25 protein-coding genes are annotated in these 25,928 nt (G+C 71.0%); 13 read left to right on the plus strand and 12 right to left on the minus strand.

What is annotated here, in order from left to right; genetic code table 11:
* Positions 1-10: 10 nt before the first annotated feature.
* From MUY22_RS23470 to MUY22_RS23485, 4 genes are all read right to left on the minus strand, one after another.
* Positions 11-1,321, minus strand: coding sequence for a sensor domain-containing protein (locus tag MUY22_RS23470; protein WP_247062528.1), 1,311 nt, complete (start codon positions 1,319-1,321; stop codon positions 11-13).
* Between the two features lie 201 nt (positions 1,322-1,522).
* On the minus strand, positions 1,523-1,732 hold the full coding sequence (locus tag MUY22_RS23475; protein ID WP_247062530.1) for a hypothetical protein: 210 nt from the start codon (positions 1,730-1,732) through the stop codon (positions 1,523-1,525).
* 13 nt (positions 1,733-1,745) lie between these two features.
* On the minus strand, positions 1,746-2,861 hold the full coding sequence (locus tag MUY22_RS23480) for an acyl-CoA desaturase (protein ID WP_247062532.1): 1,116 nt from the start codon (positions 2,859-2,861) through the stop codon (positions 1,746-1,748).
* A gap of 11 nt (positions 2,862-2,872) precedes the next feature.
* Positions 2,873-3,943 (minus strand): ferredoxin reductase, encoded by a 1,071-nt coding sequence (locus tag MUY22_RS23485; protein WP_247062541.1) that lies wholly within the window; start codon positions 3,941-3,943, stop codon positions 2,873-2,875.
* A gap of 91 nt (positions 3,944-4,034) precedes the next feature.
* Between MUY22_RS23485 and MUY22_RS23490 the strand changes: the two genes are divergently transcribed.
* The 5 genes from MUY22_RS23490 (at position 4,035) to MUY22_RS23510 (ending at position 8,347) form a co-directional block, all read left to right on the plus strand.
* Entirely contained in the window at positions 4,035-4,688 is a 654-nt protein-coding gene (locus tag MUY22_RS23490; protein WP_247064072.1) for a TetR family transcriptional regulator, read from the plus strand.
* 122 nt (positions 4,689-4,810) lie between these two features.
* Entirely contained in the window at positions 4,811-5,923 is a 1,113-nt protein-coding gene (locus tag MUY22_RS23495; protein ID WP_247062551.1) for a Re/Si-specific NAD(P)(+) transhydrogenase subunit alpha, read from the plus strand.
* On the plus strand, positions 5,920-6,234 hold the full coding sequence (locus tag MUY22_RS23500) for an NAD(P) transhydrogenase subunit alpha (RefSeq protein WP_247062553.1): 315 nt from the start codon (positions 5,920-5,922) through the stop codon (positions 6,232-6,234). The genes MUY22_RS23495 and MUY22_RS23500 overlap by 4 nt, the downstream gene beginning before the upstream one ends.
* Positions 6,231-7,619, plus strand: coding sequence for an NAD(P)(+) transhydrogenase (Re/Si-specific) subunit beta (locus tag MUY22_RS23505; protein ID WP_247062555.1), 1,389 nt, complete (start codon positions 6,231-6,233; stop codon positions 7,617-7,619). Before MUY22_RS23500 ends, MUY22_RS23505 begins: the two co-directional genes overlap by 4 nt.
* Positions 7,616-8,347, plus strand: coding sequence for a lipoate--protein ligase family protein (locus MUY22_RS23510; protein WP_247062557.1), 732 nt, complete (start codon positions 7,616-7,618; stop codon positions 8,345-8,347). Before MUY22_RS23505 ends, MUY22_RS23510 begins: the two co-directional genes overlap by 4 nt.
* 74 nt (positions 8,348-8,421) lie before the next feature.
* Here MUY22_RS23510 and MUY22_RS23515 read toward each other — a convergent pair whose 3' ends face one another.
* Positions 8,422-8,949 carry a histone-like nucleoid-structuring protein Lsr2 gene (locus tag MUY22_RS23515; RefSeq protein ID WP_371827637.1) on the minus strand — a complete coding sequence of 176 codons (528 nt, stop codon included), beginning with the start codon at positions 8,947-8,949 and terminating at the stop codon, positions 8,422-8,424.
* A 101-nt stretch (positions 8,950-9,050) separates the two neighbouring features.
* On the opposite strand from MUY22_RS23515, the gene MUY22_RS23520 reads away from it, so the two are divergent.
* Positions 9,051-10,445 (plus strand): NAD(P)/FAD-dependent oxidoreductase, encoded by a 1,395-nt coding sequence (locus tag MUY22_RS23520; protein WP_247062561.1) that lies wholly within the window; start codon positions 9,051-9,053, stop codon positions 10,443-10,445.
* 1 nt (position 10,446) lies between these two features.
* On the opposite strand, the gene MUY22_RS23525 is transcribed toward MUY22_RS23520, so the two are convergent.
* Entirely contained in the window at positions 10,447-13,266 is a 2,820-nt protein-coding gene (locus tag MUY22_RS23525; RefSeq protein ID WP_247062563.1) for a hypothetical protein, read from the minus strand.
* A gap of 265 nt (positions 13,267-13,531) precedes the next feature.
* On the opposite strand from MUY22_RS23525, the gene MUY22_RS23530 reads away from it, so the two are divergent.
* Both MUY22_RS23530 and MUY22_RS23535 read left to right on the plus strand, forming a co-directional pair.
* Positions 13,532-14,035, plus strand: a complete 504-nt coding sequence (locus MUY22_RS23530; RefSeq protein ID WP_247062565.1) for a DUF3145 domain-containing protein — start codon at positions 13,532-13,534, stop codon at positions 14,033-14,035.
* Positions 14,036-14,087: 52 nt separating this feature from the next.
* On the plus strand, positions 14,088-14,681 hold the full coding sequence (locus MUY22_RS23535) for a hypothetical protein (RefSeq protein ID WP_247062567.1): 594 nt from the start codon (positions 14,088-14,090) through the stop codon (positions 14,679-14,681).
* Between the two features lie 52 nt (positions 14,682-14,733).
* Here MUY22_RS23535 and MUY22_RS23540 read toward each other — a convergent pair whose 3' ends face one another.
* The 5 genes from MUY22_RS23540 to MUY22_RS23560 form a co-directional block, all read right to left on the minus strand.
* Positions 14,734-15,984 (minus strand): beta-ketoacyl synthase, encoded by a 1,251-nt coding sequence (locus tag MUY22_RS23540; RefSeq protein ID WP_247062568.1) that lies wholly within the window; start codon positions 15,982-15,984, stop codon positions 14,734-14,736.
* Positions 15,985-16,012: 28 nt separating this feature from the next.
* A complete protein-coding gene (locus MUY22_RS23545) occupies positions 16,013-16,258 on the minus strand; it encodes an acyl carrier protein (RefSeq protein ID WP_004559006.1) in 246 nt (81 codons plus the stop codon).
* 71 nt (positions 16,259-16,329) lie between these two features.
* The gene (locus MUY22_RS23550; protein WP_247062569.1) at positions 16,330-17,313 is read right to left on the minus strand and encodes a beta-ketoacyl-ACP synthase III; all 984 of its coding nucleotides are present in this window, start codon (positions 17,311-17,313) and stop codon (positions 16,330-16,332) included.
* Positions 17,310-18,233 (minus strand): ACP S-malonyltransferase, encoded by a 924-nt coding sequence (locus tag MUY22_RS23555; protein WP_256475973.1) that lies wholly within the window; start codon positions 18,231-18,233, stop codon positions 17,310-17,312. Before MUY22_RS23555 ends, MUY22_RS23550 begins: the two co-directional genes overlap by 4 nt.
* Positions 18,234-18,439: 206 nt before the next feature.
* Positions 18,440-19,651, minus strand: coding sequence for a CdaR family transcriptional regulator (locus MUY22_RS23560; protein WP_247062570.1), 1,212 nt, complete (start codon positions 19,649-19,651; stop codon positions 18,440-18,442).
* Between the two features lie 121 nt (positions 19,652-19,772).
* Here MUY22_RS23560 and MUY22_RS23565 point away from each other — a divergent pair, with 121 nt between their 5' ends.
* The 5 genes from MUY22_RS23565 (at position 19,773) to MUY22_RS23585 (ending at position 24,308) form a co-directional block, all read left to right on the plus strand.
* On the plus strand, positions 19,773-20,681 hold the full coding sequence (locus tag MUY22_RS23565; protein WP_247062571.1) for an ABC transporter ATP-binding protein: 909 nt from the start codon (positions 19,773-19,775) through the stop codon (positions 20,679-20,681).
* Positions 20,678-21,898, plus strand: a complete 1,221-nt coding sequence (locus MUY22_RS23570) for an ABC transporter permease (RefSeq protein WP_247062572.1) — start codon at positions 20,678-20,680, stop codon at positions 21,896-21,898. The genes MUY22_RS23565 and MUY22_RS23570 overlap by 4 nt, the downstream gene beginning before the upstream one ends.
* A 323-nt stretch (positions 21,899-22,221) precedes the next feature.
* The gene (locus MUY22_RS23575) at positions 22,222-22,998 is read left to right on the plus strand and encodes a hypothetical protein (protein WP_247062573.1); all 777 of its coding nucleotides are present in this window, start codon (positions 22,222-22,224) and stop codon (positions 22,996-22,998) included.
* Between the two features lie 196 nt (positions 22,999-23,194).
* Entirely contained in the window at positions 23,195-23,500 is a 306-nt protein-coding gene (locus MUY22_RS23580; protein ID WP_247062574.1) for a hypothetical protein, read from the plus strand.
* 163 nt (positions 23,501-23,663) lie between these two features.
* Positions 23,664-24,308, plus strand: coding sequence for a nicotinamide mononucleotide transporter family protein (locus tag MUY22_RS23585; RefSeq protein ID WP_247062575.1), 645 nt, complete (start codon positions 23,664-23,666; stop codon positions 24,306-24,308).
* Here the strand turns inward: MUY22_RS23585 and MUY22_RS23590 are convergent.
* The gene (locus MUY22_RS23590) at positions 24,289-25,899 is read right to left on the minus strand and encodes an L-lactate permease (protein ID WP_247062577.1); all 1,611 of its coding nucleotides are present in this window, start codon (positions 25,897-25,899) and stop codon (positions 24,289-24,291) included. The two genes, MUY22_RS23585 and MUY22_RS23590, sit on opposite strands and share 20 nt — an antisense overlap.
* Between the last annotated feature and the right edge of the window lie 29 nt (positions 25,900-25,928).

Consider the following 25,928-nt stretch of genomic DNA (forward strand, 5'->3'; position numbering starts at 1 on the left):
GCCGCCGACCCTAGCGGGGCAGCGGGACCCGCGCGGTCACTTCGGTCGGACCGCCCGGCGGGCTGGTCACGGCCAGCTCGCCGTCGACCGTCCGCAGCCGTTCGGCGACCCCGGCCAGCCCGCCGCCGGGCACGACCCGGGCCCCGCCCGCGCCGGCGTCGCGCACCAGCAGCCACAGCGCGTCCCGCTCCTCGCGGATCTCGACCAGCGTCGCGCCGCCGTGCTTCGCGGCGTTCGTCAGCAGCTCGGCGGCGCTGAAGTAGACGATCGTCTCCAGCGACGGCGGTGGCCGCCGGGGCAGCGTGACAGTGACCCGCGCGTCCATCCCGGACGTCGCGACGAGCGTCGCCAGCGCCACGTCGAGGCCGGCGTCCAGGGCCGCCGGGTGGATGCCGCGGGCGAGGTCCCGCAGCTCGGTCAGGGCCTGCTTCGCGTTGGCGTGCGCCGCGGTGACCAGCTGCCGGACCTGGGCGACGTCGAGGTCGTCGGCCTTCAGCTCATCCTTGGCCAGCCCCAGTTTCATCGCCAGCGCCACCAGCTGGGCCTGGGCGCCGTCGTGCAGGTCGCGCTCGATCCGCCGCAGCCGCAACGCCGAGTCCTCGACCGCCGTCGCCCGGCTCGCCTCCAGGTCGCGGACGCGTTCGGACAGCACGCGCTCACCGAGCAGCCCGACCACGAGCAGCCGGTCGAGCGCGACGAAGGCGTGCACCACCCACGGCAGCGCCACCAGCACCAGCAGCCCGGACGCCGACCAGGCGAGCGCGCCGGCCCAGCCCTCGGCGCGGATGCCGAAGGCCGGCAGGTGCTGCTCGCCGAGCGGGAACCAGAGGAAGGCGTAACTGGTCGCGGTCAGGCCGAAGAGCGTCGCGGAGAACACCGTGAGCAGCCCGGCGAAGCTCAGCGGGAGCCGCAGCAGCAGGTAACCGGCCGTCCGCCAGCCCGCCGGGTCGCCGACGCGCGCCTTCACCCAGCTCCAGAGCCCGGGTTTCAGCTCGGGACGGCGCGGGGCGGGCACGCTCACGCCGAGCAGCACCCGCGCCAGCCCGCGGTGGGCGGCGCCGAGGCCGCGGGCGTAGAGCAGGGCGCCGGCGAGCACGAGGAACCCGATGAGCACGGGCGTCAGCCACAGGCCGAGCACGAGCACGGCGAGCACGCTGACCAGGGAGAACAGCGTCAGCGGACCGGAGAGCCACAGCCACGCGTACTCGGCCCAGAAGTCCCGCGCGGCCAGCGGCCCGAACACCCGCCGCAGCAGGTGGGGACGAGGCAGTTCAAGGCTGGTCACGGCTCCAGTCTCACCGGTCCGCACCGCGCTGCCCATCCGGATTTCCCCCATGCCCGGCGGGGGCGCCCCCGAATTCCACGCTACCCGGCGGCACCGACGGTTCCGGTCGCCGCAAAGCCGTGAGGGGCACCTTCAGGGACCTGGCGTCCCTGAAGGTGCCCCTCACGGCTTTGCCGGAAGCGCGCGAAAGCCGCTTCGAGGACCCTTCAGCCCTCAAAGCGGCTTTCGCGGAAACTCTCAGACGTCGAGTTCCGGCTCTTCGCGGTCTTCGCGTGCCTTCTGCGCCGCTTCGCGCATCTCGATGACGTCGGTGAGCCAGTCACCGGTTTCGCGGGCGATGTCGCGCACCGCGCCGGTGATGATGGTCGCGATGTTGCCGATGTGGGTGGCGGCCGACTCGGTGATCACCTGGACCGTGTCCTTGCCGCTCTCGAACTGCCCGACCATGAGCATCGTCCTTCTATGCCGCGCGGAGTTCCTGGTCGCGCTCTACCGTAGCGCGTGCGCGCGGGGCGCCGTTCCACGGCAACGCGAGCTTCGTGAGCTTCTTCGCCACCGACCAGAGCTGCTTGTGCAGCGGGCCCGTGTGGTACGGCAGGCCGTACTTCTCGCAGAGCGCGCGCACCTCGCCGGCGATCTCCGGGTACCGGCGGGCCGGGATGTCCGGGAACAGGTGGTGCTCGATCTGGTGCGACAGGTTCCCGCTCATGATGTGGAACAGCGGGCCGCCGGTGATGTTGGCCGAGCCGAGGATCTGGCGCAGGTACCACTGGCCGCGCGACTCGTTCTCGGTCTCCTCCTCGGTGAAGCTCTCGACGTCGGCGGGGAAGTGCCCGCAGAAGATGATCGAGAACGACCAGAGGTTGCGGACCAGGTTCGCGGTCGCGTTGCCGGCGAAGGTCAGCGGCGCGAGCGGGCCGGTCAGCAGCGGGAACAGCACGTAGTCCTTGCCGACCTGCCGGGACGCCTTCTTGACCATCTTCCGGACGACCCCGGTGGTGTCGGACCACGTGCGCTCGCCCTTGACGATCCGGTCGAACTCCAGGTCGTGCAGCATCACGCCCCACTGGAAGAACACCGCCAGCGCCACCGCGTACGCCGGGTTGCCCAGGTAGTACGGGTGCCACTTCTGGGCGGGATCCATCCGCAGGACGCCGTAACCGATGTCGCGGTCCTTGTCGAGGATGTTCGTGTACGTGTGGTGGATGTAGTTGTGCGAGTGCCGCCAGTTCTCGGCGGGCGCCACGTTGTCCCACTCGAAGCGCTGTGAGCTCAGCGCCGGGTCGCGCGTCCAGTCGTACTGGCCGTGCATGACGTTGTGGCCGATCTCCATGTTGTCGAGGACCTTCGCCAGCGACAGCGCGCCGACACCGGCGAGCCACGCGGGCGGGAAGAACCCGGCGAACAGCAGCGCCCGGCCGGCGACCTCGAGGCCGCGCTGGGTCTTGATGACGTTGTGGATGTAGTCGACGTCCTCCTGGCCGAGGTCCTCGACGACCCGCTGGCGCAGCGCGTCGAGCTCGCGGCCGAACTCCTCGACCTGGGCCGGGGTGAGTCGGTCCTGCAGACCGGTCATGGCGGTACTCCTTAAGCGTCGATCTCGACGTCCCCGACGGGGACGGAGATGCAGAGCTGGATCTCTTCGTCTTCTTCGCCGGAAACCTCGCCCGTCTTGGCGTTGCGGACGCGGCCGGCGGTCTTGAGCTGGGTGCAGGAGAAGCAGATGCCCATCCGGCAGCCGTGCTCCGGCGAGAGCCCGGCTTCCTCGGCCTGCTCCAGCAACGGCTTCCCGGAGTTGGCGCACTCGCGGCCGCTGCGCTTGAAGCGCACCTGGCCCTCGGCGTTCCCCGTGTCGAAGGTCAACGCGGGCGGCGTGAACTCTTCGGTGTGCACGCGTTCACCGAGCTGCTCGCGGACGGCGTCCATCAGCGGCTTCGGGCCGCAGACGAACGTTTCCGCGTCGCGGTACCACGGCGCGGCTTCATCGAGGTGTGCCGGCGAGAAGAACCCGCGCAGGTCGCCGCCGGACTTCGCGTGGGTGTAGGCGTGCACGACCCGCAGCCCGGGGTGCCGGGCGGCGAGCTCGGCCAGCTCCGTGCGGTAGAGGACGTCGGACGGGCCGTTCGAGTAGAGCAGGAACACGATCTCGCCGGGGTGGCCCTCGTCGACGAGGGTGCGCGCCATGGCGAGCACCGGGGTGATCCCGCTGCCGCCGCCGATCAGCAGCAGCCGCTCCGGCCGGGTGGCGGGCAGGGTGAACGTTCCGTCCGGTGTGGACAGTCCGACCACGGAGCCGACGCCGATCTCGCGGTTCAGGTGCCCGGAGACCAGGCCCTGCTCCTTGACCGTGAACTCGAGTTCGCCGGTGTACTGCGACCCGCAGGGCGAATAGCAGCGCGTCCGGCGGACGCCGTCGATCGCCACCTGCAGGCGGACGTACTGGCCGGCGGTGAAGCCGGGCCACGCGCGGCTCGGCTGCACGGTGAGGGTGACGCTGTCGGGTGTCTGCTTCCGCACGGCCGTGACCAGCCCGCGGACCTCCCGGCGGACCAGCATCGGGTCGACGAGCTCGAGATACCGGTCCATTCCGTGGGGCGTGAGCAGCGCCTCGGCGAGCGAGGCGAGCCGGCGGACCCGCTTGGGCAAGAGCGCCGTCATCGGACCTCCTCGATTACAGTGAACGACTGTACACTCAACAGTGCACGGCATGAGTGGACAACCTGTCAACGCGAGAGGCGGAGGATGTGACGTGAGCAACGCGGTGGACATCCGTACGCTGGACCCCGTGTCCGAAGAGCCGGTGAGCCGTCAAGAGCGCAAGCAGCGCACGCGCCAGGCGTTGCTGGACGCGGCCCTCGAACTGCTCGCCGACCGCCCGTTCGCCAGCCTTTCGCTGCGCGAGGTCGCGAAAGGCGCGGGCCTGGTGCCGACGGCGTTCTACCGCCACTTCGCGTCGATGGAGGAACTCGGCGTCGCACTCGTCGAAGAGGCGACGCGCACGCTGCGCGGCATGATCCGGTCCGCGCGCACCGACCCGGACACCTACCACGGGATGATCAGCGCCTCGGTGGCCACGCTGCACCAATTCGTGCGCGCGCACGAGGACCATTTCCGGTTCCTGACGCGCGAGCGGTACGGCGGCGGCCCGCTCGCCCGGGCCATCGGCGTCGAGCTGCGGATGTTCTCCGGCGACCTCGCGATCGACCTCGCCCGGTTCGCGACGCTGCGGTCCTGGACGACCGACGACCTGCACATGCTGGCCGACTTGATCGTTTCCGTGATGCTGGCGACGATTGTCGAACTGCTGGAAGCACGGCCCGGTGAAGATCCGAAAATCACCGGAATGGCGGAAAAACGCCTGCGCTTGATCCTTCTGGGTGTTCCACACTGGAAGACTCGCTGAACATATTTCCGCACAACGCCCGGATTACCGGACAACTGCGAGACTTCCGACTCAGGTCAGTGGGGACTGTCGGTCCGGCGTGGTACAACCCACGGATCGTTCCTCGCCGATGAGGAGGTCGTGTGGCGGACAGCGAACAGCATCAGCAGCTCACCGTGGGTGTGGTCACCGAGTCACGCCCCGGGGAGCGCCGGGTGGCCATGGTGCCGAAACTCGTCGGGAGGCTCGCGCAACGCGGGCTGCGCGTCCTCGTCGAGCCGGGTGCCGGGGCCGGGGCGCACCTCAGCGACGACGCGTTCATCCAGGCCGGCGCCGAACTCGGCGACGCCTGGAGCGCACCCGTCGTCGTCAAGGTGAACCCACCCGCGCCGGGGGAGGTCGCGAAGCTGGGCCGGGGCACCGTGCTCATCGGCTTCCTCGACCCGCGCGGCAACCCGGAGGGGCTCGCGAAACTCGAGGAGGCCGGTCTCCGCGCGTTCGCGATGGAGGCGGTCCCGCGGATCTCCCGCGCCCAGGCGATGGACGCGCTGTCGTCCCAGGCCAGCATCGGCGGCTACCGCGCGGTGCTGCTCGCGGCCCAGAAACTCCCGCGGTTCTTCCCGATGCTCACCACCGCGGCCGGCACCGTGCCGCCGGCGAAGGTGCTGGTGCTCGGCGCCGGCGTCGCCGGGCTGCAGGCACTGGCCACGGCGAAGCGGCTCGGCGCGCAGACCACCGGCTACGACGTCCGGCCCGAGGTCGGCGAGCAGGTCAAGTCGCTCGGCGCGCAGTTCCTCGACCTCGGCATCGAAGCGGTCGGCGAAGGCGGGTACGCCCGCGAGCTGACGGCGGAGGAGCGCGAGGAGCAGCAACGCCGGCTCACCGAGGCGATCACCCGGTTCGACGTCGTGATCACCACGGCGCTGGTGCCCGGGCGCAAGGCGCCCACCCTGGTCACCGCGGACGCCGTCAAGGGCATGCCGGCCGGTTCGGTCGTCGTCGACCTGGCCGGCGAGTCCGGCGGCAACTGCGAGCTGACCAAGCCGGGGGAGGACGTCGTGGAGCACGACGTCACCATCTCGTCCCCGCTGAACCTGCCCGCCGAGATGCCTTCGCACGCCAGTGAGCTCTACGCCCGCAACGTCACCGAGCTGCTGGAGCTGCTCGTGACGAAGGAAGGCGAGCTGAAGCTGGACTTCGAGGACGAGATCGTCGCCGGTGCCTGCGTGGCCGGGCGCGAAGGGAGCGTCGCGTGAGCCCACTCGTGCAGAACCTGGCGGTGCTCGTGCTCGCCGGGTTCGTCGGCTTCGCCGTCATCTCGAAGGTGCCCAACACCCTGCACACGCCGCTGATGTCAGGCACCAACGCGATCCACGGGATCGTGCTGCTGGGCGGGCTGGTCGTGCTCGGCCTCGGCGTCGACGGCGTGTTCAACAAGATCCTGCTGGTGATCGCGATCGCCTTCGGCACGATCAACGTCGTCGGCGGCTTCCTGGTCACCGACCGGATGCTCTCGATGTTCAAGGCCAAGAAGCCCGCACCCGCCGACGAGGAGGACGAGAAGTGACCGACTTCGTCGCGATCCTCTACATCGTCGCGTTCGCGCTCTTCATCTACGGCCTGATGGGCCTCACCGGCCCGCGCACCGCGGTCCGCGGCAACTGGATCGCCGCGGTCGGCATGGGCGTCGCGGTGCTCGCCACCCTGCTCACCCCGGGCATGGGCAACTGGCTGCTGATCGTCCTCGGCGTCGCGATCGGCGCGCTGGTCGGCGTGCCGTCCGCGCGCAAGGTCAAGATGACCGCGATGCCGCAGATGGTGGCGCTGTTCAACGGCGTCGGCGGCGGCGCGGTCGCGCTCATCGCGTGGGTCGAGTTCAACTCCACGGACGGCTACGCGCACGAGCCCACGTACATCGCGATCGCGTCGCTGTTCGCCGCGATCATCGGGTCGATCTCCTTCTGGGGCTCGAACATCGCGTTCGGCAAGCTGCAGGAGCTGATCAGCGGCCGCCCGATCAGCATGGGCAAGCTGCAGCAGCCGATCAACGCGCTGCTCCTGCTGATCGCGCTGGGCTGCGCGGTGGTCATCGTCGCCGGCGGCGACTCCTGGCTGCTGATCGTCGGGCTGCTCGTCGCGGCGGGCATCCTCGGCCTCACCGTGGTGCTGCCGATCGGCGGCGCGGACATGCCGGTGGTGATCTCGCTGCTCAACGCGTTCACCGGGCTGTCGGCCGCGGCGATGGGCCTGGCGCTGGACAACACCGCGCTGATCGTGGCCGGGATGATCGTCGGCGCGTCCGGCTCGATCCTGACCAACCTGATGGCCAAGGCGATGAACCGGTCCATCCCGGCGATCATCGCGGGCGGCTTCGGCGGCGGTCCGGCGGTGGCGTCCGGCGGTGGCGCGAAGGAAGAGCGCCCGGTGCGCTCGACGAGTGCGGCCGACACGGCGATCCAGATGGCGTACGCCAGCAAGGTCGTCGTGGTGCCGGGCTACGGCATGGCCGTGGCGCAGGCGCAGCACACCGTCCGCGAGATGGCGAAGCTGCTGGAGAAGAAGGGCATCACGGTCGAGTACGCGATCCACCCGGTCGCCGGCCGGATGCCCGGGCACATGAACGTGCTGCTCGCCGAGGCCGACGTGCCGTACGAGCAGCTCAAGGAGATGGACGAGATCAACTCCGAGTTCGCCCAGACCGACGTCGCGCTGGTGATCGGCGCGAACGACGTCACCAACCCGGCCGCGCAGACCGACCCGACCTCGCCGATCTACGGGATGCCGATCCTCAAGGTCAACGAGAGCCGGTCCGTGATCGTGTTGAAACGCGGCATGAGCTCGGGCTTCGCCGGGATCGACAACGACCTGTTCTACGATCCGAAGACCAGCATGCTCTTCGGCGACGCCAAGACGTCGGTGGGCGAGATCGTGGAGGAACTCAAGGCGTTATGACGAGCGGGTCGGATGTGCGTGCGGCGTTCACCGACCCGGCCGAGAACCTCGCGTTCGACGAAGCACTCCTCCGGGTCGCGCCGGAGTCACCGGTCGTGTGGCTCTGGCGCAACCCGGTGTGCGTCGTGGTCGGGCGCGGCCAGCGGATCGCGCGTGAGGTGCACGTCGAGGCGTGCGAGCGTGACGGAGTCCCGGTGCTGCGGCGCGCGAGCGGCGGCGGCACCGTGTTCCACGACCCGGGCAACCTCAACGTCACGCTGGTCCTGCCCGGCCCGCCCGAGAAGCCCCTCGAAGCGCTCGGCCAGGTGATGAGCGCCGCCGTCGACCAGCTCGGGCTGGTGCCGCGGATCGGCGACCGGGGCCTGTTCGTCGAAGACGCGAAGCTGTGCGGCTTCGCCGTGTTCCGCACCAAGGGCGGGCTGCTGGCCCACTCGACGCTGCTGGTCGAGACGTCCGCCGCCCTCGTCGGCCGGTACCTGACGAGCGCGCCGCCGGACCCGCGCCCGCTCGACTCCCACCGCAGCCCGGTCGCGTCGCTGGCCGAGCACGGCCTGCGGCCCGGCTTCCCGGCGGTCGAGGCCGCGGTGCGCGCGGCGGCGTCGCAGCTGCTCGGGACGTTCGTGCCGCGCCCGCCGTCCGCGGCCGAGCTGACCGTGCAGCGGACCCTGCTGCACACCCGCTACCGGTACCCGTCCTGGCACGCGGACGGCGCCCAGCGCGCGGCCTGAAAGCCGTGAAGGCCTCCTTCCCGGCCATAAGAGCCGGTAAGGAGGCCTTCACGGACCTTCTGTCTACTGTGGACTTACTTCTCGGCCGCCGAGAACGTCACGGTCGGCACCTTGCGGGCGGACGCGCGGGTCGTCTTCTTCGGCTCCGCCGTCTTCCGCGCGCGAGTGGTCTTCGCGGGCTCGGCGGCGGTGGTCTTCGCGCGGGTGGCCGCCTTCACCGGGGCGGCTTTGGCCGCGGCGGCTTTCGGCGTCGCCTTGGTGACGCGCGCCGGGGCGGCCTTGGTGGCGACGGCGGTGCGACGGCCGGCGACCGGCTTCGCGGTCTTCGGGGCGGCCTTCGCACGCGGCTTCTTCGCGCCCGGGACGAGCCGCGGCCGGCGCTTGCGGCCACCACTGCGGCGGCCGGCGTCGGCGTAACGCTGCAAGAGCACGCGCAGCGCCTCGGCGTTGGCGAAGGAGAGGTCGATGTCGTAGTCGATGCCGTCCAGCGCGAACCCGACGGTCTCCCCAGCGGCCTCGCCGGTCAGGTCATCCAGCACCCGCACAGCCGTGTTCCTGGCCACGACAAACCTCCCGTTACTCGAACGTGTGATGCGCGGCACCCGGGATCCGGCGACACTCCGGGGCCGCCGACAGCTTGCGGCTTCCTGACGAGGATAGCCGTTGGCTTGCGTGATCCCGCGTGGTGGTGTGCGCTGATGCCATGTCCGGACAGACTTTTGACGTAGTGGTGATCGGCGCGGGCCCGGTGGGCGAAGTGGCCGCCGAGCGAGCGGCTCGCGGGGGCCTGAAGGTCGCGCTCGTCGAGCACGAACGCTTCGGGGGCGAGTGCTCCTACTGGGCCTGCATCCCGAGCAAGGCCTTGCTGCGGCCGGGAAATCTCCTCGCCGCGGCCAAACGGATCCCGGGGGTGCCCGTCGGCGACGCGGTCGACCCGGCGCAGGTGTTCGCCCGCCGGGACTGGTTCACCGGCAAGGGCGACGACGCGGGCCAGGTCGAGTGGGCCCGCGGCGCGGGCATCGAGCCGGTCCGCGGGCACGGCGTCCTCACCGGTGAGCGCGAGGTCACCGTGGACGGCGACCGCGTCCTGACCGCGCGGCACGCGGTGATCGTGTGCACCGGCAGCGTCCCGAACACCCCGAAGATCCCGGGGATCGACACGATCCGGCCGTGGGGTTCGCGCGAGGCGACGTCGGCCTCGGCCGTGCCGGCCCGGCTCGGCGTCCTCGGCGGCGGCGTGGTCGGTGTCGAGATGGCGCAGGCCTGGGCGACGCTCGGCGCGGAGGTGCACCTGGTGATCACCGGCGAGCGCCCGCTGCCGCGCAACGCGGAGTTCGTCGGCGACCTCGTGCTGGCGGGCCTGCGGGAGGTGGGCGTGTTCGTCCACACGATGTCGGGTGTCGAGCGCGTCGCCGCGGGCGAGAGCGGCACCGAGCTGACGCTGAAGGACGGCGAGGTGCTCGTCGTCGACGAGTTCCTGGTGGCGACCGGACGGCGTCCCGGCACGGCCGGGCTCGGCCTGGAGAAGTTCGGCGTCGAAGCCGGCGGCCCGCTGACCGTCGACGACACCGGCAAGGTGTCCGCAGTGGACGGTGACTGGCTGTTCGCCGCCGGCGACGTCACCGGTCGCGCCCCGCTGACCCACCAGGGCAAGTACGGCGCCCGCGCGGCGGGCGACACCGTGGCGGCGCTGGCGAAGGGCGAGAAGGTCGACACCTCGCCGTGGAGCCCGTTCACCGCGACCGCCGACCACCACGCCGTGCCGCAGGTGGTGTTCACCGACCCGGAGGTCGCCTCCGTCGGCCTGTCGGACGCCCGTGAGGGCTCGAACGACCGCGTCGTCGACATCGACATCGCGGTGGCGGGCTCGTCGCTGCACGCCGACGGGTACCAGGGCAAGGCCCGGATCGTCGTCGACACCGAGCGGAACGTGCTGCTTGGCGTGACGTTCGTCGGCCAGGACGTCTCGGAGCTGCTGCACTCGGCGACGATCGCGATCGTCGGCGAGGTGCCGCTCGACCGGTTGTGGCACGCGGTGCCGGCGTTCCCGACGATCAGCGAGGTGTGGCTGCGGCTGCTGGAGGCCTACGGGCTCTGAGCTACCGCGCGGGCAGGTCCAGGGCGGCCTTCGCCGCCCGGACCAGGCCGGGATCGTCCGCAGTGGACGGTCCCGGCACCCACACCGCCTGCACCACCCGGACGGACGTGCCTTCGAGCCGGCTGGTGTAGGCGGCGTTCTCGAACCGCGGCGCCGGCGTGCCCCACTTGCCGGTCTCGGCGGCGAGGTCGAGGATCCCGCCACCGCCCGGAGTGTCGGCGACGGCCTTGAAGGCGGCGGCCTGCGCGGCATCGGGGAAGGCGACGATGCCGACGGTCACCGCGCCGGCCCGCCCGTCGACGGTCGTGGCGTAGCTCGCCCGCCGCACGCCCGAGCAGCTGGTCTGCTGCAGGCTGGCCTGCGCGTCCCCGAAAGCGTGCGACGCGCACCGCTGGTCCCCGTCTGCGGCGCGCAGCGAGAACTGCAGGCTCTGCGCAGGAGCGACACTGGCCGGCTGCTGCGAGACCGGCCGGCTGGCGGGAGCGGGCGGCGGGGTGACGGGCGCGGCGGCGGTGTCGTCCCCACGGGTGGCGACGACCACCGCGGCGACGACCAGCACGACCAGCAACCCGATCGCCCCCAGCGGCAGCCACCGGACGGTCCGCGAGGTGGGCGCCGGGGGTTTCTGCCGCGGGGCGGGGTTCGGCTGGGAGTGCGGGTAGGACTCCGCCGGGGCAGCCGTCGGGCGCGGGAGGGTCTCGGTGCTGGTGCTGCTGGGTAGCTCGAGGGATTCGGTCCGCTCGGTGTCCGCGGCCGGACGGTAGGGCGGGATCTGTTCGGCCCCGGGGAAGACGGGCAGCGCCGTGGGAGGTTTGCCGAGAGTCTCGGTGCGTTCGAAGTCCGCAAAATCCGAAGAGGTCTCGGGTTCAGCGGATTTCGTGGCGCTGGCGCGGGTTGCGGCGTTCGAATTCGTCGCCGCGGTGGGAGCTGGAATGGAAACCGTGGAGTCCGTGGCGTCGGCAAAAGCCGCGGCCACCTTTTGCGTGGCGGCCAGGTCGGTGCTCGCTCCCGTGGCCTGCGCAGCGCCAGGGGCCACGGTCGTGTTTTGAGCGGTAGCGGACTGCTCCAAGGCGGAACCGTTGGCGGCGCTGGGCTCAGCGGCAGATTTTGTGGCGCCGACGGCCGCGACGGTGTAAAGAGCCGCGGCGGGAGTCTGCGCCGAGGCGGGGATGCCAGACTCGGCGGCGGTGTCCGACACCATCGCGGAGGTCTGCGTCTGAGGGGAAGCACCTGGAGCGTCCGACGTCATCGCGGAAGACTGTGTCTGAGGGGAGACGCCGGGAGCGTCCGAAGCCATCGCGAAGGTCTGCGTCTGAGGGGAAGCGCTGGGAGCACCGGGAGCGTCAGAAGTCTTCGCGGAGGTCTGCGTCTGGGGGGAATCTGCGGGAGCACCGGGCGCATCGGCCGTGCCCGGAGTGATCGCGGAGGTTCGCGGCAGGCCGGAATTGCCGAGCGCGACGGATTTCGCGGCGTCGGTGTCCGGAATCTTCGCGGAGGTCTGCGTCGGAGCGGGATCAGTGGCTGTGCTGGTCGCCGCGGCTGTGTTCTGGGCCCCGGCAGGGGTCCGTGCCGGGGGAGAACTCGCCGAAGTCTCGGTCTCGGCCGCGGATTCCGTGGTGTCGGGACGGATCGCCGATTCCGAAGCCGTCGCGGAAGCTTTCACCGGGGCGGAATCCGCGGGCACGCTGGGCTCGGCGGGCTTTGGGATGCCAAGCGCACCAAGGCCTTCGCCTTCGCCTGCGGCGGAGTCGGTGGCCGTGTCGGTCTCTGCCGCGAGACTCGTGCTTGGCGCGTGACCCAGGGCGGAACTCGTGTGACCAGGCTCGACACTCGCGTGCCCCGGGGCGGAACTCGTGTGACCAGGCTCGACACTCGCGTGATCCAGGGCGGAACTCGCGTGATTCGGGCCGGAACTCGCGTGATCGGGCTCGACACTCGCGTGATCCAGGGCGGAACTCTCGGGCTCCGGCTCGGCAACCGTGGCCCCCGGCGGGACAACCGTGGCCTCAAGACCGGAACTTGCGTGATCCACGCCGGAACTCGCGTGATCCAGGACGTGATCGGCTTCGGCGACCGCTGCCGGCGGGTCGGCCAGTTGCGTTCGGCCACTTGCAGATGGGGTCTCGGTTCGCCAGCCCGCGGGCGGCCTAGCGGTGGCCACCGTTCCGGGCGACCGCGGCGCAGTGTCCCAAAGGGACTCCGGCGGCGTGTCGTCGCTGAACCGGCTGAATCCCTCACCCAGCAGGATTTCGTCCGAGAAGTCGGGCGCGTCGGGGGCCAGGCCGCGGATCAGCGCGCGCACCTGGTCGACCGACCGGGGGCGGTGGGCCGTCGCCAGGGAGACCGCTGCCGCCAGCATCGTCGTCGGGGTGGGGTGCAGGACCCGCACCGGGCCCGCCAGGTCGCTCGCGGGCTGGTCGACCGTCTCGACGTACGGGCCGACCGCCACGATCGTGCCCACCGGTGCCGTGCCGGGGACCAGTTCCGCGATGCGGCTTTCGCACACCTGGGACAGGTCCAGGGCCTCCGTGGCCGGGTTGATCGCGTCGTCGTCGGCCACCAGGGGCCAGCCGTCGGCCTTCCATTCCGCGCCCAGCGGGGCTTCCAGCCGCAGCGCCGGGTCCGGCAGGTCGACGCCGATGACGATGATCACGCCGTGGGGCAGCAGAACCACCGCCTCGACCGGGCGATCCGTCACCGTCCCGACGCCGATCAGCGCGATCCCGCCGACGACGGTGCTGCCGCGGCCCAGGGACGCCAGTGCCGCCCGGATGTCGTCCGCCACCCGGGACTGCTGCCGCTCGAGGCGCACCAGTCGCACCGAAATCTCCCCTGCTCGTCGTTCCGGAGCATCACGCTAGCGCGCCCGGTCGTATCCGAGGCGCGACACGGGGACGACGCGGCCGCGTCCCACCGAAAGTGGTGCTGCGGGTGACTTGTGGTGTTCATGTGGCCAAACAGCACGGTTGGGGTGCAGAATGTGCTACAACGCATCGGAGGCGGTATTCGGGAGCCGCACTGAGGCCACGCAGCTCGATTTCAGGGCGTAGGGGAAGACGTCCCTCGTCGAGCAAGCGGAGGTAGCAGTGAGCACCCGTGGCAGCACCCGAGGTGTGGTGTACGTCCACTCGTCGCCGTCTGCGGTGTGTCCGCACGTCGAGTGGGCTATTTCGGGCACCCTCAACGCCCGAGTCGACCTGAAGTGGACGGCGCAGCCGGCCAGTCCGGGTCAGCTTCGCGCCGAATGCGGCTGGCGCGCGCCCGCGGGCACCGGCGCCAGATTGGCGGCGGCCCTCAAGGCGTGGCCGATGATTCGGTTCGAAGTCACCGAAGAGCCCAGCGCGGGCGTCGACGGCGAACGGTTCTGCTTCGCGCCCGGGCTCGGCCTGTGGCACGGACGGACCAGCGCCAACGGCGACATCGTGGTGGGCGAGGACCAGCTGCGCGCACTCGTGAGCATGACCCGCGGCGGCGAGTCGCTGGCGCACAAGCTCGACGAACTCCTGGCCGCGAGCTGGGACGAAGCGCTCGAGCCGTACCGTCACGCCGGTGACGGTGCTCCGGTGACCTGGCTGCACCAGGTCGGCTGACACCGGACTCCGGCAGCACGGGACCGGTGGCGGGGCCGGTACGCTCTTCCGCGTGACGACCCCCGCCTCCAGCCCCCGCCAGCGCTGGCTGGTGCCCGTCGTGGTCGTGGTGCTGTCCGTGACCGTGGGCGGCGGCCTGCTCGCGCGCGAGCTCTACCGCCGTCCCGACCAGCCCGCCGGCGACACCTCGGCGCCGGTGACGGTGCCCCAGTCGGCGACCGGCAGCCAGCCGACCGGTGCCGACATCGTCGGGATGACGCCGGACGCGCAGTCGCACCCGCGGGCCGACGAGGTGCGCAAGGTGCTGGAGACGTACTTCTCGGCCATCAACACCCAGCAGTACTCGAGGTGGATGACCGTGGTCACCACGGAGCGGGTGGCGCAGCAGCCGCTCGGCACGTGGAAGGACGGCATCAAGACCACAAAGGACAGCGACGCCGTCGTCTACCGGATCGAGCGCGGCTCCGGCACGTCGCTGCGGGTCCTGGTCGGCTTCCGGAGCCGCCAAGCGGTCGAAGACGCCCCGGCCTGGTTCCCGGAGCCGTGCATCCAGTGGCGGCTCGTGCTGCCGATGGTCATCGAGAAGTCCGCGCTGAAGATCGCCGCCGTCGACAACGGCCCGCCCCCCGAACACCAGAAGTGCTGAAACGAGAAGGGGCCCGGCCGAAGCCGGGCCCCTTCTCGTTTTGTCAGCGTGCTCAGGCCGCCGGGGTGAACAGCAGAGCGGTGTTGTGCCCGCCGAACCCGAACGAGTTGCTGATCGCCGCGGTCAGCTCGACCTTGCGCGGCTCGCCCGACACGACGTCCAGCTGCACCCGCGGGTCCAGGTCGGTCAGGTTCATCGTGGCCGGCACGATGCCGTGGTACAGCGAGAGGATCGTGATGATCCCCTCGACCGCGCCGGCCCCGCCGACCAGGTGACCCATCGAACCCTTGGGTGCCGTGACGATCGCGTGGTCGCCGACCGCCTTGCGGATCGCCGCCGCCTCGCCGATGTCACCGACCACAGTGGACGTCGCGTGCGCGTTCACGTGCCCGACCTCCGCCGGGGTGACGCCGGCCATCTTCATCGCCGCGCGCATCGCGGCGATCTGGCCGATGCCCTCGGGGTGGTTGCCCGTGATGTGGTAGGCGTCCGAGGTGATGCCGTGCCCGGCGATCGTCGCGTAGACGCGCGCCCCGCGGGCCTTCGCCAGGTCCGCGCGCTCCAGGATGACCACGCCCGAGCCCTCGCCGAGGACGAAGCCGTCCCGGTTCGCGTCGAACGGCCGCGACGCGGCCCCCGGGTCGTCGTTGCGCGTGGACACCGTGCGGGCCTGGGCGAACCCGGCGAGCGTGATCGGGTGGATGCACGCTTCGGCACCCCCGGCGACCACGACGTCGGCACGCCCGGAGCGGATCATCTCGACCCCGCTCGCGATGCCCTCGGCACCGGAGGCACAGGCCGAGGCCGGGGAGTGCACCCCGGCCCGTGCCTTCAGGTCGATGCCGACGTGCGCGGCCGGGCCGTTCGGCATCAGCATCGGCACGGTCAGCGGCGACACCTTGCGGAGACCCTGCTGGTGCAACAGATCGTTCTGGGTGAGCAGGGTGACCGGGCCGCCGACGCCGGTACCGATCGACACGCCGAGGCGGTCGGGGTCGACGTCGGTGTGCTCGTCCGTCGGTTCGGTGAAGCCGGCGTCGGCCCACGCCTGACGGGCGGCGATCATCGCGACCTGCTCGCAGCGGTCCATCCGGCGGGCCTGGACCCGCGGCAGGACTTCCGAGGGATCGACGGCCAGCACGCCGCCGATCTTGACCGGCAGCTGCAGCTCCTCGACCCAGTCGGCTTCGATCGTCCGGACCCCGCTCCGCCCGGCCAGCAGACCGTCCCAGGTGGACGTCACGTCCCCGCCGAGCGGTGTGGTGGCGCCGAGACCGGTGATCACGACGTCGATGTTGCTCATGGGTGTCTCCTCAAGGAGGGAAGAGGACTTACTTCGAGTTGGCCGACACGTAGTTGACGGCGTCGCCCACGGTCTTCAGGTTGGCGAGCTCGTCGTCCGGAATCTTGACGCCGAACTTGTCCTCGGCCTGCACGGCGATCTCGACCATCGACAGCGAGTCGATGTCCAGGTCGTCCACGAACGACTTCTCGGCGGTGACGTCGTCCTGAGCCACACCGGCCACCTCTTCGACGATCTCGGCGAGGCCGGCGAGGATCTCAGCGTTGTCAGCCATGGGGTAGTTCCCTTCTCGGTCTTACTTGGGGTTCTTGTCCGGCGGGCGAGTGCCCGCCGGGAGCGTAACGGTCAGGGGCAGATGAACGCCTGCCCGGCGTAGGACAAGCCCGCGCCGAACCCGACGGCCAGCACCACGTCGCCGGACTTCGCCGTCCCGGCCTTGCGCATGTGGTCCAGCGCGAGGGGGATGGACGCCGACGAGGTGTTGCCGGAGTACTTGATGTCGTCGGCGACGACCATGTCGTCACGGGCGCCGTTGGCCCGCAGCTTCTTCGCGATCGCCTCGACGATGCGCAGGTTGGCCTGGTGCGGGATCAGCACGTCCACATCGGACGCCTTCAGCCCGGCGACCTCGAGCGCGCGCAGCGCGATCGGCGCGATCTGCGTGGTCGCCCACCGGAAGACCGACTGGCCCTCCTGGTAGATGAACTTGTCCTCGGTCATCCCGATCAGGTCGACGAGGTCGCCGGCGCTGCCCCAGGAGACCGGGCCGATCAGCGGCTCGTCGGACGCGCCGACGACCGCGGCGCCCGCGCCGTCGGCGAAGATGATCGCGTTGGCGCGGTCGGTCGGGTTCACCGAGTCGGTGAGCTTCTCGGCGCCGATCACGAGGACCTTCTTGGCGGAGCCCGCGCGGATCAGGTCCGACGCGACGCCCAGGCCGTAGCAGAACCCGGCGCACGCGGCGTTGAGGTCGAACGCGCCGGGGCTCGGGATGCCGATCCGGGCGGCGACCTGCGCGGCGGCGTTCGGGATCTGCGTCGGCATCGTGCAGTTCGGCAGGATCACCGTGTCCACTTCGGACGGGTCGACCCCGGCGTCGGCCAGCGCGGCGGTGCCGGCGGCGACCGCCATGTCGGTGAGCAGCTCGTCCTTCTCGGCGAAGCGGCGCTCGATGATGCCGACGCGGGTCTGGATCCACTCGTCGTTGGTGTCCATCGTCTTCGAGAGGTCGTCGTTGCTGACGATCCGCTCGGGCTGGTAGCTGCCGACGCCCAGCACGCGGCTGCCGCGGGAGCCCGGGTTGAGGCTCAGGGCCGGTCGGTCGGTCACGAGGCGTCCTCCTGGCGCAGCGCGGCCAGTTCGGCCGGCGTCTTCAGCGCGGTGGTAGTGGTGACGACGCCCTTGAGCTGCCGCTTGACCAGGCCGGTCAGCGTGCCCGCGGGCGCGAGTTCGACGGTGCGGGTGACGCCGAGCGAGACCAGGCCGTCCATCGTCAGGTCCCAGCGGACCGACCGGGTGACCTGCGCGACGAGCCGCTCCAGGTACTCGGCCCCGCTCGTGACGACGGCGCCGTCCGCGTTGGACAGTAGCGGGCGGGTGGGATCGGCCGGCGTCAGCTCGGCGGCGTGGGCGCGCAGCGCCTCTTCGGCGGGCGCCATGTAGCGCGTGTGGAACGCGCCGGCGACCTTGAGGGCGCGGATCTTCGTGCCTTCCAGGGGCTCGGCGACGATCTTGGCGATTGCGTCGGCCGCGCCGGAGGCGACGATCTGCCCCGCTCCGTTGCGGTTCGCCGCGGTCAGGCCCTGCTCGCCCAGCCACGCGACGACCTGCTCGGGGTCCCCGAGCATCACCGCGGCCATCGACGTCGGTTCGATCGCGCAGGCCTTCGCCATCTCGGCCCCGCGGACGGCGGCGAGCGCGACGGCCTCTTCGGGCTTCAGCACCCCGGCGATCGCGGCGGCGGCCAGCTCACCCACCGAGTGCCCGGCGACCGGCGCGTCCGCGGGGACCGGCGCGGTGGCCTGGAGGTGCTCGAAGGTGAGCAGCGACAGCGCGACGATCAGCGGCTGCGCGATCGCGGTGTCCTGGATCTCCTCGGCGCCGGCTTCCGTGCCGAGGCGCAGCAGATCGAGCCCCGCGCGCTCGGACCACTGGGCGACGCGCTCGCGCGCGCCGTCGAGGTCGAGCCAGGGCGTGAACATGCCGGGGGCCTGGGATCCCTGGCCGGGAGCGAGCACTGCTGACGTCACCCTCTAAGACAACACGGGGACGGTGCTGTCTGGGGATGCTGACGCTCACAGTGTCTGCCGCGCGTCTTTGTCGGAAACCTCCAAAGACGCGCCGTGCGACCTCGCACGTAACCCGGAAGCCTTGTCGGGTTCAATCACCTTTCGCTGTTAAGTCCATCACGTGACGGGGCTCTCGTGAGAGGGTCTCGGACGGCGTGGGGAGCCGGTCACCAGAGGCCGCGGGCGCGGGCCAGCCGGCCCACCGCCAGCGCGATCCGCAGCACCAGCGCGTCCCGGGGGTCGGTCGGCTGGCAGCCCGTCAGGTCCGCCGCCTTGCGGAGGCGGTAGCGGACCGTGTTCGGGTGGACGAACAGCGTCTTCGCGCACGTCTCCAGCACGCCGCCGCTCTCGAGGTAGGCCTCCACCGTGCGCTGCAGCGTCGGGCCGGCCTCCTCCAGCGGGCGGGCGATGGTGTCGACCAGCAGCCGCTCGGCTTCGGCGTCGCCCGAGAGCGCGCGTTCCGGGAGGAGGTCCGCCGAGCGCACCGGGCGGGGCGCGCCCGGCCAGCCGACCACCGCCCGCAGGCCGGACAACGCCTCCGTCGCGCTGTGGTGCGCCTCCGCGAGCGTCGGGACCGTCGGGCCGGCCACCACCGGGCCGTCGGCGAAGGCCACCGCCATCCGGCCGAGGATCTCGCGTTCCTTCACCCCGCCCTCGGTCGCGCCGCCGATGACGACCACCAGCCGCGAGCCCTGCACGGACAGCAGCACCGGCCGCCCCACACGAGCGGCGCGGCTGCGGACCTCGAACACGACCGTCGGCGGGTCCTCCGACGGCGGGTTGCCCACCAGGACCGTCGCCGCGGCGGTCGGGTCCCAGCCCAGCGCCGTCGCGCGCGAGAGAACGGACTCTTCGGCGTCGCCGCGGACGATGCCGTCGACGACCAGGGCCTCCAGCCGGGCGTCCCACGCGCCGCGCGCCTCGGCCGCGGCGGCGTAGGAGTTGGCCGCGGCGAAGGCGATTTCCCGGCCGTAGCGCAGGATTCCCTCGATCAGCGCGGCCCGCTCGGCCTCGTTCGCCGCGAAGTCCGGCAGCTGTTCCTCGAAAACCTCGATGGCGAGCCGGACCATGCCGACGGCCTGGCGCAGGCTGACCCACCGCGACAGCTCCGCCGGCGCGTCGCGGAACGCCTCGGTCGTGAGCTTCAAGGCCTCTTTGGAGTCCCGCAGCCAGCCGACGAACCCCGCCGCGCCGGCCTGGGTGATCAGCAGGACGCTCGCGCGCTGGTCGGCGGGCAGCCGGGCGAACCACGGCAACCGCTGTTCCATGACGGCGATGCTGGCGCTCGCCAGGCTGCCGGACGCGTGCTCCAGCCGCCGGAGCGTCTTCGCGGACAGTCCGTGGTGCTTCGGCACACGCCGTGTGGTGGGTTCGGCCATTTCGACGCGATCCTACGTGGCCCGCAACTTTCGTAGCCCGCGATGGCAACGCGGGTCGCTATGCGGCGCGTCTACCGGCTGCCTACGATCGCAGCCAAGCGGAGGAAATGGGGGCACCGGGATGACCGGTCTAGAGATCGACGCGATCTCCAAACGCTACGGCGACGTGGTCGCTTTGCGCGAAATGACGTTCGACGTCCGGCCGGGCGAGTTGTTCGGCTTCGTCGGCAGCAACGGCGCCGGGAAGACGACGACCATGCGCATCGCGCTGGGCGTCCTTTCCGCCGACGCCGGCGAAGTGCGTTACGCGGGCGAGCCCGTGACGCACGAAACGCGCCGCCACATCGGTTACATGCCCGAGGAACGCGGGCTGTACCCGAAGATGAAGGTGGGGGAGCAGCTCACGTACCTGGCCCGGCTGCACGGGATGTCCGCGTCCGACGCCAAGACGTCGGCGGAGAAGTGGACGGAACGGCTGGGCGTGGCCGCGCGCCGCGACGACGAGGTGCAGAAGCTCAGCCTCGGCAACCAGCAGCGCGTCCAGCTGGCCGCCGCGCTGGTGCACGAGCCGCGGATCCTGGTGCTCGACGAGCCGTTCTCCGGCCTCGACCCGGTCGCGGTCGACGTGATGAGCCAGGTGCTCAAGGAGAAGGCCGGCGACGGCGTGCCGGTCGTGTTCTCCAGCCACCAGCTCGACCTGGTGGAGCGGCTCTGCGACCGGGTCGGCATCGTCCGGAGTGGACAGATGGTGGAGGTCGGCACGGTCGAAGAGCTGCGTTCCGGCGGTGCGGTGCGGCTGCGCGTCGACGTGCCCGGAGCCGGTGACGGCTGGGCCGACGGCCTCGCCGGCGTCAAGGTGCTCGGCCGGAAGGGCACCGCGACCGAGCTGGAGCTGGCCGACGGCGCGGACGACCAGGCCGTGCTCCGGGCCGCGCTGGCCACCGGGCCGGTGCGCGAGTTCGCCCGCGAGCAGCCGACGCTGGCCGACCTGTTCCGTTCCGTCGTGACGACCGAGGAGGTCCCCGCATGAGTACCCCGGTTCCGGACGTCCGGATGAGCGCGGCGGGCGCCGTCGGGCTGGTCGCCTCGCGCGAGATCGGCACCCGCGTCCGCTCCAAGGCCTACCGCGTCACCACCGTCGTGATGCTGCTGCTGATCGTCGTCGGCATCGTCGTGATCAAGCTGATCTCGGGCGGCGGGGGCGCCGACGCGACGATCGGCTACACCCCGGCCACCGCCGGGTTCAGCGCGCCGCTGCAGGCGACCGGCAAGGCCGTCGACCAGAGCATCGACGTCACCCAGGTCGCCGACGAGGCCGCCGGGCGCGCGAAGCTGGCCGACGGCTCGATCGACGCGCTGCTCACCGGCGACGGCAAGAGCGTGCACGTCCAGGTGAAGAAGGACCTCGACGGCAAGCTCGCGAACGTGCTGCAGCTGCTGTCCCGCCAGGTCGCGCTCGACCAGCAGATCACCACGCTCGGCGGCAACCCGGCCCAGTTCGAGGCCACCGTCTCGGCCGCGAAGTTCGTCGAGGACCCGCCGCTGGAGGAGCCGTACGACTACAACGGCCAGCAGCTGGTGCTCGGCATCGTCGCCGGCATCCTGATCTACCTCTCGCTGATGATCAACGGCCAGAGCGTCGCCCAGGGTGTCGTCGAGGAGAAGACGTCCCGCGTCGTCGAGCTGCTGCTCTCGACGATCAAGCCGTGGCAGCTGATGGCCGGGAAGGTGCTCGGCATCGGGGTGGTCGGGCTGATCCAGATGGTCGTCATCGGGGCCGGCGGGGTGATCGCCGGCTTGGCCACGGGCGTGCTCACGGTGTCCGTTTCGGCGGCCGTCGGCACGGTCGTCTGGCTGATCGTCTGGTACCTGCTCGGGTTCTTCATGTACTCGATCGTGTTCGCCGCGCTGGGTGCGCTGGTGTCCCGGCAGGAGGACGTCGGCGGTGCGGTGATGCCGGCGCTGATGTTCGTGATCGCCGGGTACGTGGTGGGGATTTCCGTGCTGCCGTCGGATCCGGGCAACACGTTCGCCGAAGTGCTTTCGGTGATCCCGGTGTTCGCGCCGACGCTGATGCCGATGCGGCTGGCGATGGGCGGGGTGCCGGTGTGGGAAGCCGTGTTGTCGGTGGGGCTGGTGGTGCTGATGATCCCGGTACTGATCTGGCTCGCCGCGCGGATCTACCGCAACGCCGTCATGCGCAGTGGCGCGAAGGTGAAACTGCGGGACGCGCTGCGCGCCGCCTGACGTTTCCCGGTTGTTCATCCGGCCCTCGGACCGCTTCGGCGTCCGGGGGCCGGTTTGTTCTCGGCCCGTGACACCGGGATTCCCCCAAATGCTCGAGGCCGCCCGGCGCTTGCGGTTTACGCTGCGCCGGACGGCCTCGTCTCCCCGGTCCCCACCGGTAGAACCAGTATGGCTGCCAACGATCTTTGCGCGCCAGTCGTCTCACTCGATCGTGGGGCGCACGAGTTGCCGCCGCTGGGTACCTGATCAACGATCCGGTGCACAACAGCGGCACCACCCGAATCGCGGCGCGATTCGGTGCGAAACATCAAGAGGGAGTCGGCATGGGCCAGCAACTCAAGGACGGACTGGGACAAGCGTGGAACCTCGTGGCCACGTTCGTCCCGAAACTCGTCGGTTTCCTGATCATCCTGCTGATCGGCTGGCTGATCGCGAAGGCCGTCTCGAAGGGCCTGAGCCTCGTTCTCGGAAAGGTGGGGTTCGGCAAGCTGATCGAGAAGACCGGCCTTTCCGCCAGCATCGGCCAGCAGAAGATCGACGCGGCCGGGATCCTCGTGAAACTGGTCTACTACTTCATCCTGCTGATCGCGCTGCAGCTGGCGTTCGGCGTGTTCGGACCGACCAACCCGGTCAGCCAGCTGCTCAACGACATCATCGCGTTCCTGCCGCGGATCGTGGTCGCGCTGGTGCTGATCGTGGTCGCCGCGGCCATCGCGAAGGTCGTGCGTGACGTCGTGACGTCGGCGATGTCGGGCCGCCCGGCCGGCCGGTACCTGGCCACCGGCGCCTACTGGCTGATCATGGCGTTCGGCATCATCGCCGCGCTCGGCCAGGTCAACATCGCGACCGCGATCACCGGCCCGGTGCTGATCGCCGTGCTGGCCACCATCGGCGGCGTCATCGTCGTCGGCTTCGGCGGCGGCCTGATCAAGCCGGCGCAGGACCGCTGGCGCGGCTGGATGGCGAACATGCAGCAGCAGCTGGCGGAGACGCCGCAGCAGCGCACGGGCGAGATGGGCCGCAGTGAGGCCCCCCACGCGATGGTCGGCGCCGACAACACCCCGACCCCGCCGGTCGGGACCCCGCGCCCGCAGATCTGAGCAGCGGAGTGACGAGACGGGCCCGGCAGACGAGGAAGCTGCCGGGCCCGTTTCGTTGTGCGGATGAGGTCCGTTCGGGTGGTGTGCCGGCTCGGGGATCAACGCCGCGGGGGCCCGGGGGAGTGGTCCAGCCGGCGGATTCGGAACGGCCGGGCCCGCCGGCCGGAGGAGAACTCATGGGAATCAAGCCGTCACCGTGCTGCAATTCGCGTGCCACAGCAAGCACACGCTGTGCAATCTCACCTACGGCGCCGGTACGCGCGTCGACTACGTTGTGGCCCAGCGCAGCAAGGGCACGGGGGCGGTCGGGTTCTTCGAGGTCTTCGGTCCGGGCTCCTACAAGAAGACCGGTCCCACCAACACGGCGTTGGAGAGCACCATCGAGGTGCACAAGACCTTCCCGGACAAGTCGCTGATCTGCCTGCGGTTCTGGCGATACGACGGGCCGGGTCTGTTCACCCAGGTCGGTGGCGACGTCTGCACCTCGATCCCGATCTCCTGACCCGGGACCGCGGTGTCCTGGCCGCGACCCGGACGGCAAGTCCGTGGCGGCACCGTCCGCGTCGGCGACGTCCACGACGTGGGATGTTCCGCGCCTCACAGTCCCTGGGGAATGCGCCCCTCCCGGAGCATGTTGGTGACCGGTAGGACGAAAGGGGCGTCACGTGAACTACCTGCTGGAACACGGCTTCCGGGTGCTCGGACAGTGGATCTCCATCGCCGAGTTCGCCGGGCAGGTGTTCGCGCTGGCCGTGGTGTTCCTCGCGCAACGTCGCACCCTGTGGACGTGGCCGGTGCAGGTCGGCGCCACCGTGCTGCTGTTCGCCGTCTACGCCTCCGCGCACCTCGGCGGGCTCGCCGCCCGGCAGGTCGCCATCCTCGCCATCTCCGTCTACGGCTGGTGGGCCTGGACGCGCCGCAAGGACCCGGTGTTCGGCGTCGTCGTGCGCCAGGGCCGGCTCACCGAACGGCTCGTCATGCTCGGCACGTTCGTCGCCGGCACCACCGTGATGGCCCTGGTCCTCGACGCGCTGCACGCGTCGTGGGCGCCGTGGCCGGACGCCGCGATCTTCGTCGGCACCCTCGTCGCCTTCGGCGCGCAGGGCGCGGGGCTGGTCGAGTTCTGGCTGGTCTGGCTGGTCGTCGACGCGATCGGCGTGCCGCTGCAGATCTCGTCCGGGCTCTACTTCTCGGCCGCGATCTACATCGTGTTCGCCGGGCTGGTCGTGCACGGCTGGTGGACCTGGAACCGCTCGGCCAAGCAGCGCGTCGCGGCCCGCGACCACGGCGTCATGGCAGCATCCAGCTGAGCACCGGCGTGCTCTGACCCCACACGATCAGGCACATCACCAGCAGCAGCCCGAGGCTCCACGGCAGCACCTTGCGCAGCAGCTTGCCCTCTTCACCGGGCAGGTTCGCCGCGACGCAGGCGATGGTGAGGTTCTGCGGCGAGACCATCTTGCCGAGCACCCCGCCGGAGCTGTTGGCCGCGGCGAGCAGGTCCGCGGGCAGGCCGGTCTGGTGGGCCGCGGTCACCTGCAGCGCGCCGAACAGCGCGTTGGCCGACGTGTCGGACCCCGAGACGGCGACGCCGAACCAGCCGAGGACCGGGGACAGGAACGCGAGCGCGGCGCCGGCGGCCGCGATGAACGTGCCGATGGTGCTGGTCTGGCCGGACAGGTTCATCACGTAGGCCAGCGCGAGCACGCTGGTGACGGTGAGGATCGCGAAGCGCAGTTCCTTCACCGTCGCCAGCCATTCGCTCACCGCGCCGCTCGCGGACACCGCCAGCACCGCCGCCGTGATGATCCCGGCGATCAGCACGAGCGTGCCGCCGGTGTTGAGGAACGGCAGCGAGAACGTGTTGCCGGACACCGGTTTCCCGTTCGGCGCGGCCACGTTCAGCCCGGGCCAGCGGAACTTCCAGGTCGCCTTGTCGAGCAGCTTCTTGATCGGCGGCAGCACGGCGAGGGAGAAGATCACGATGATCAGCGCGTACGGCAGGTACGCCTTCACGACGTCGCCGCGCGCGTCCTCCGGCGGCGCTTCGGTGGTCGTCGTCCCGCCCAGCCCGACGCGGACGGCTTCGGGCACCGGACGGCGGGTCTGGGGCAGCGCCACCAGCGCGGCCGCGCCGGCGAGCGCGGCGCCGATGTCGGCCAGCTGCGGCGAGACGTAGTTGGACGCGAGGAACTGCACGAGCCCGAACGCGACCCCGCAGACCAGCGCGGGCAGCCACGTGTCGCGCAGGCCGCGCTTGCCGTCGACGATGATCACCAGCAGCAGCGGCACGACCAGGGCGAGCAACGGCGTCTGGCGCCCGACGATCGACGACACCTGCTCCAGCGGCAGCCCGGTGACCTGGGCGAGCGTGACGACCGGCGTGCCCATGGCGCCGAACGCGACCGGCGCGGTGTTCGCGACCAGCGCGACGACCGCGGCTTTCACCGGGTGGAAGCCGACGGCCACCAGCATCACGGCGCTGATCGCGACGGGCGCGCCGAAGCCCGCGAGGGCCTCCATCAGCGCGCCGAAGCAGAACGCGATGATCAGCGCCTGGATGCGCGGGTCGTCGGAGATCCGGCCGAACGAGCGGCGCAGCACGTCGAAGTGCCCGGTCCGCACGGTGAGCCGGTAGATCCACAGCGCGTTGACGACGATCCACATGATCGGCCACAGGCCGAACGCGGCGCCGGACAGCGCGCCGGAGACGGCCTGGACGATCGGCATCCCGAACGCGGCGATCCCGACGACGAGCGCGACGAGCAGCCCGATCAGGGCGGCGTGGTGCGCCTTCATCCGGACGACGCCGAGGAGGACGAGCACGGTGGCCAGGGGCAGCACGGCGACGAGCGCCGACAGGCCCAGCGAGCCGAGGGGAGTCACGTCTTGCACGAACACGGGCGACCTCCGTTTTCCACGATGCGAAA

It is taken from the genome of Amycolatopsis sp. WQ 127309, from assembly GCF_023023025.1.
GTDB lineage: Bacteria > Actinomycetota > Actinomycetes > Mycobacteriales > Pseudonocardiaceae > Amycolatopsis.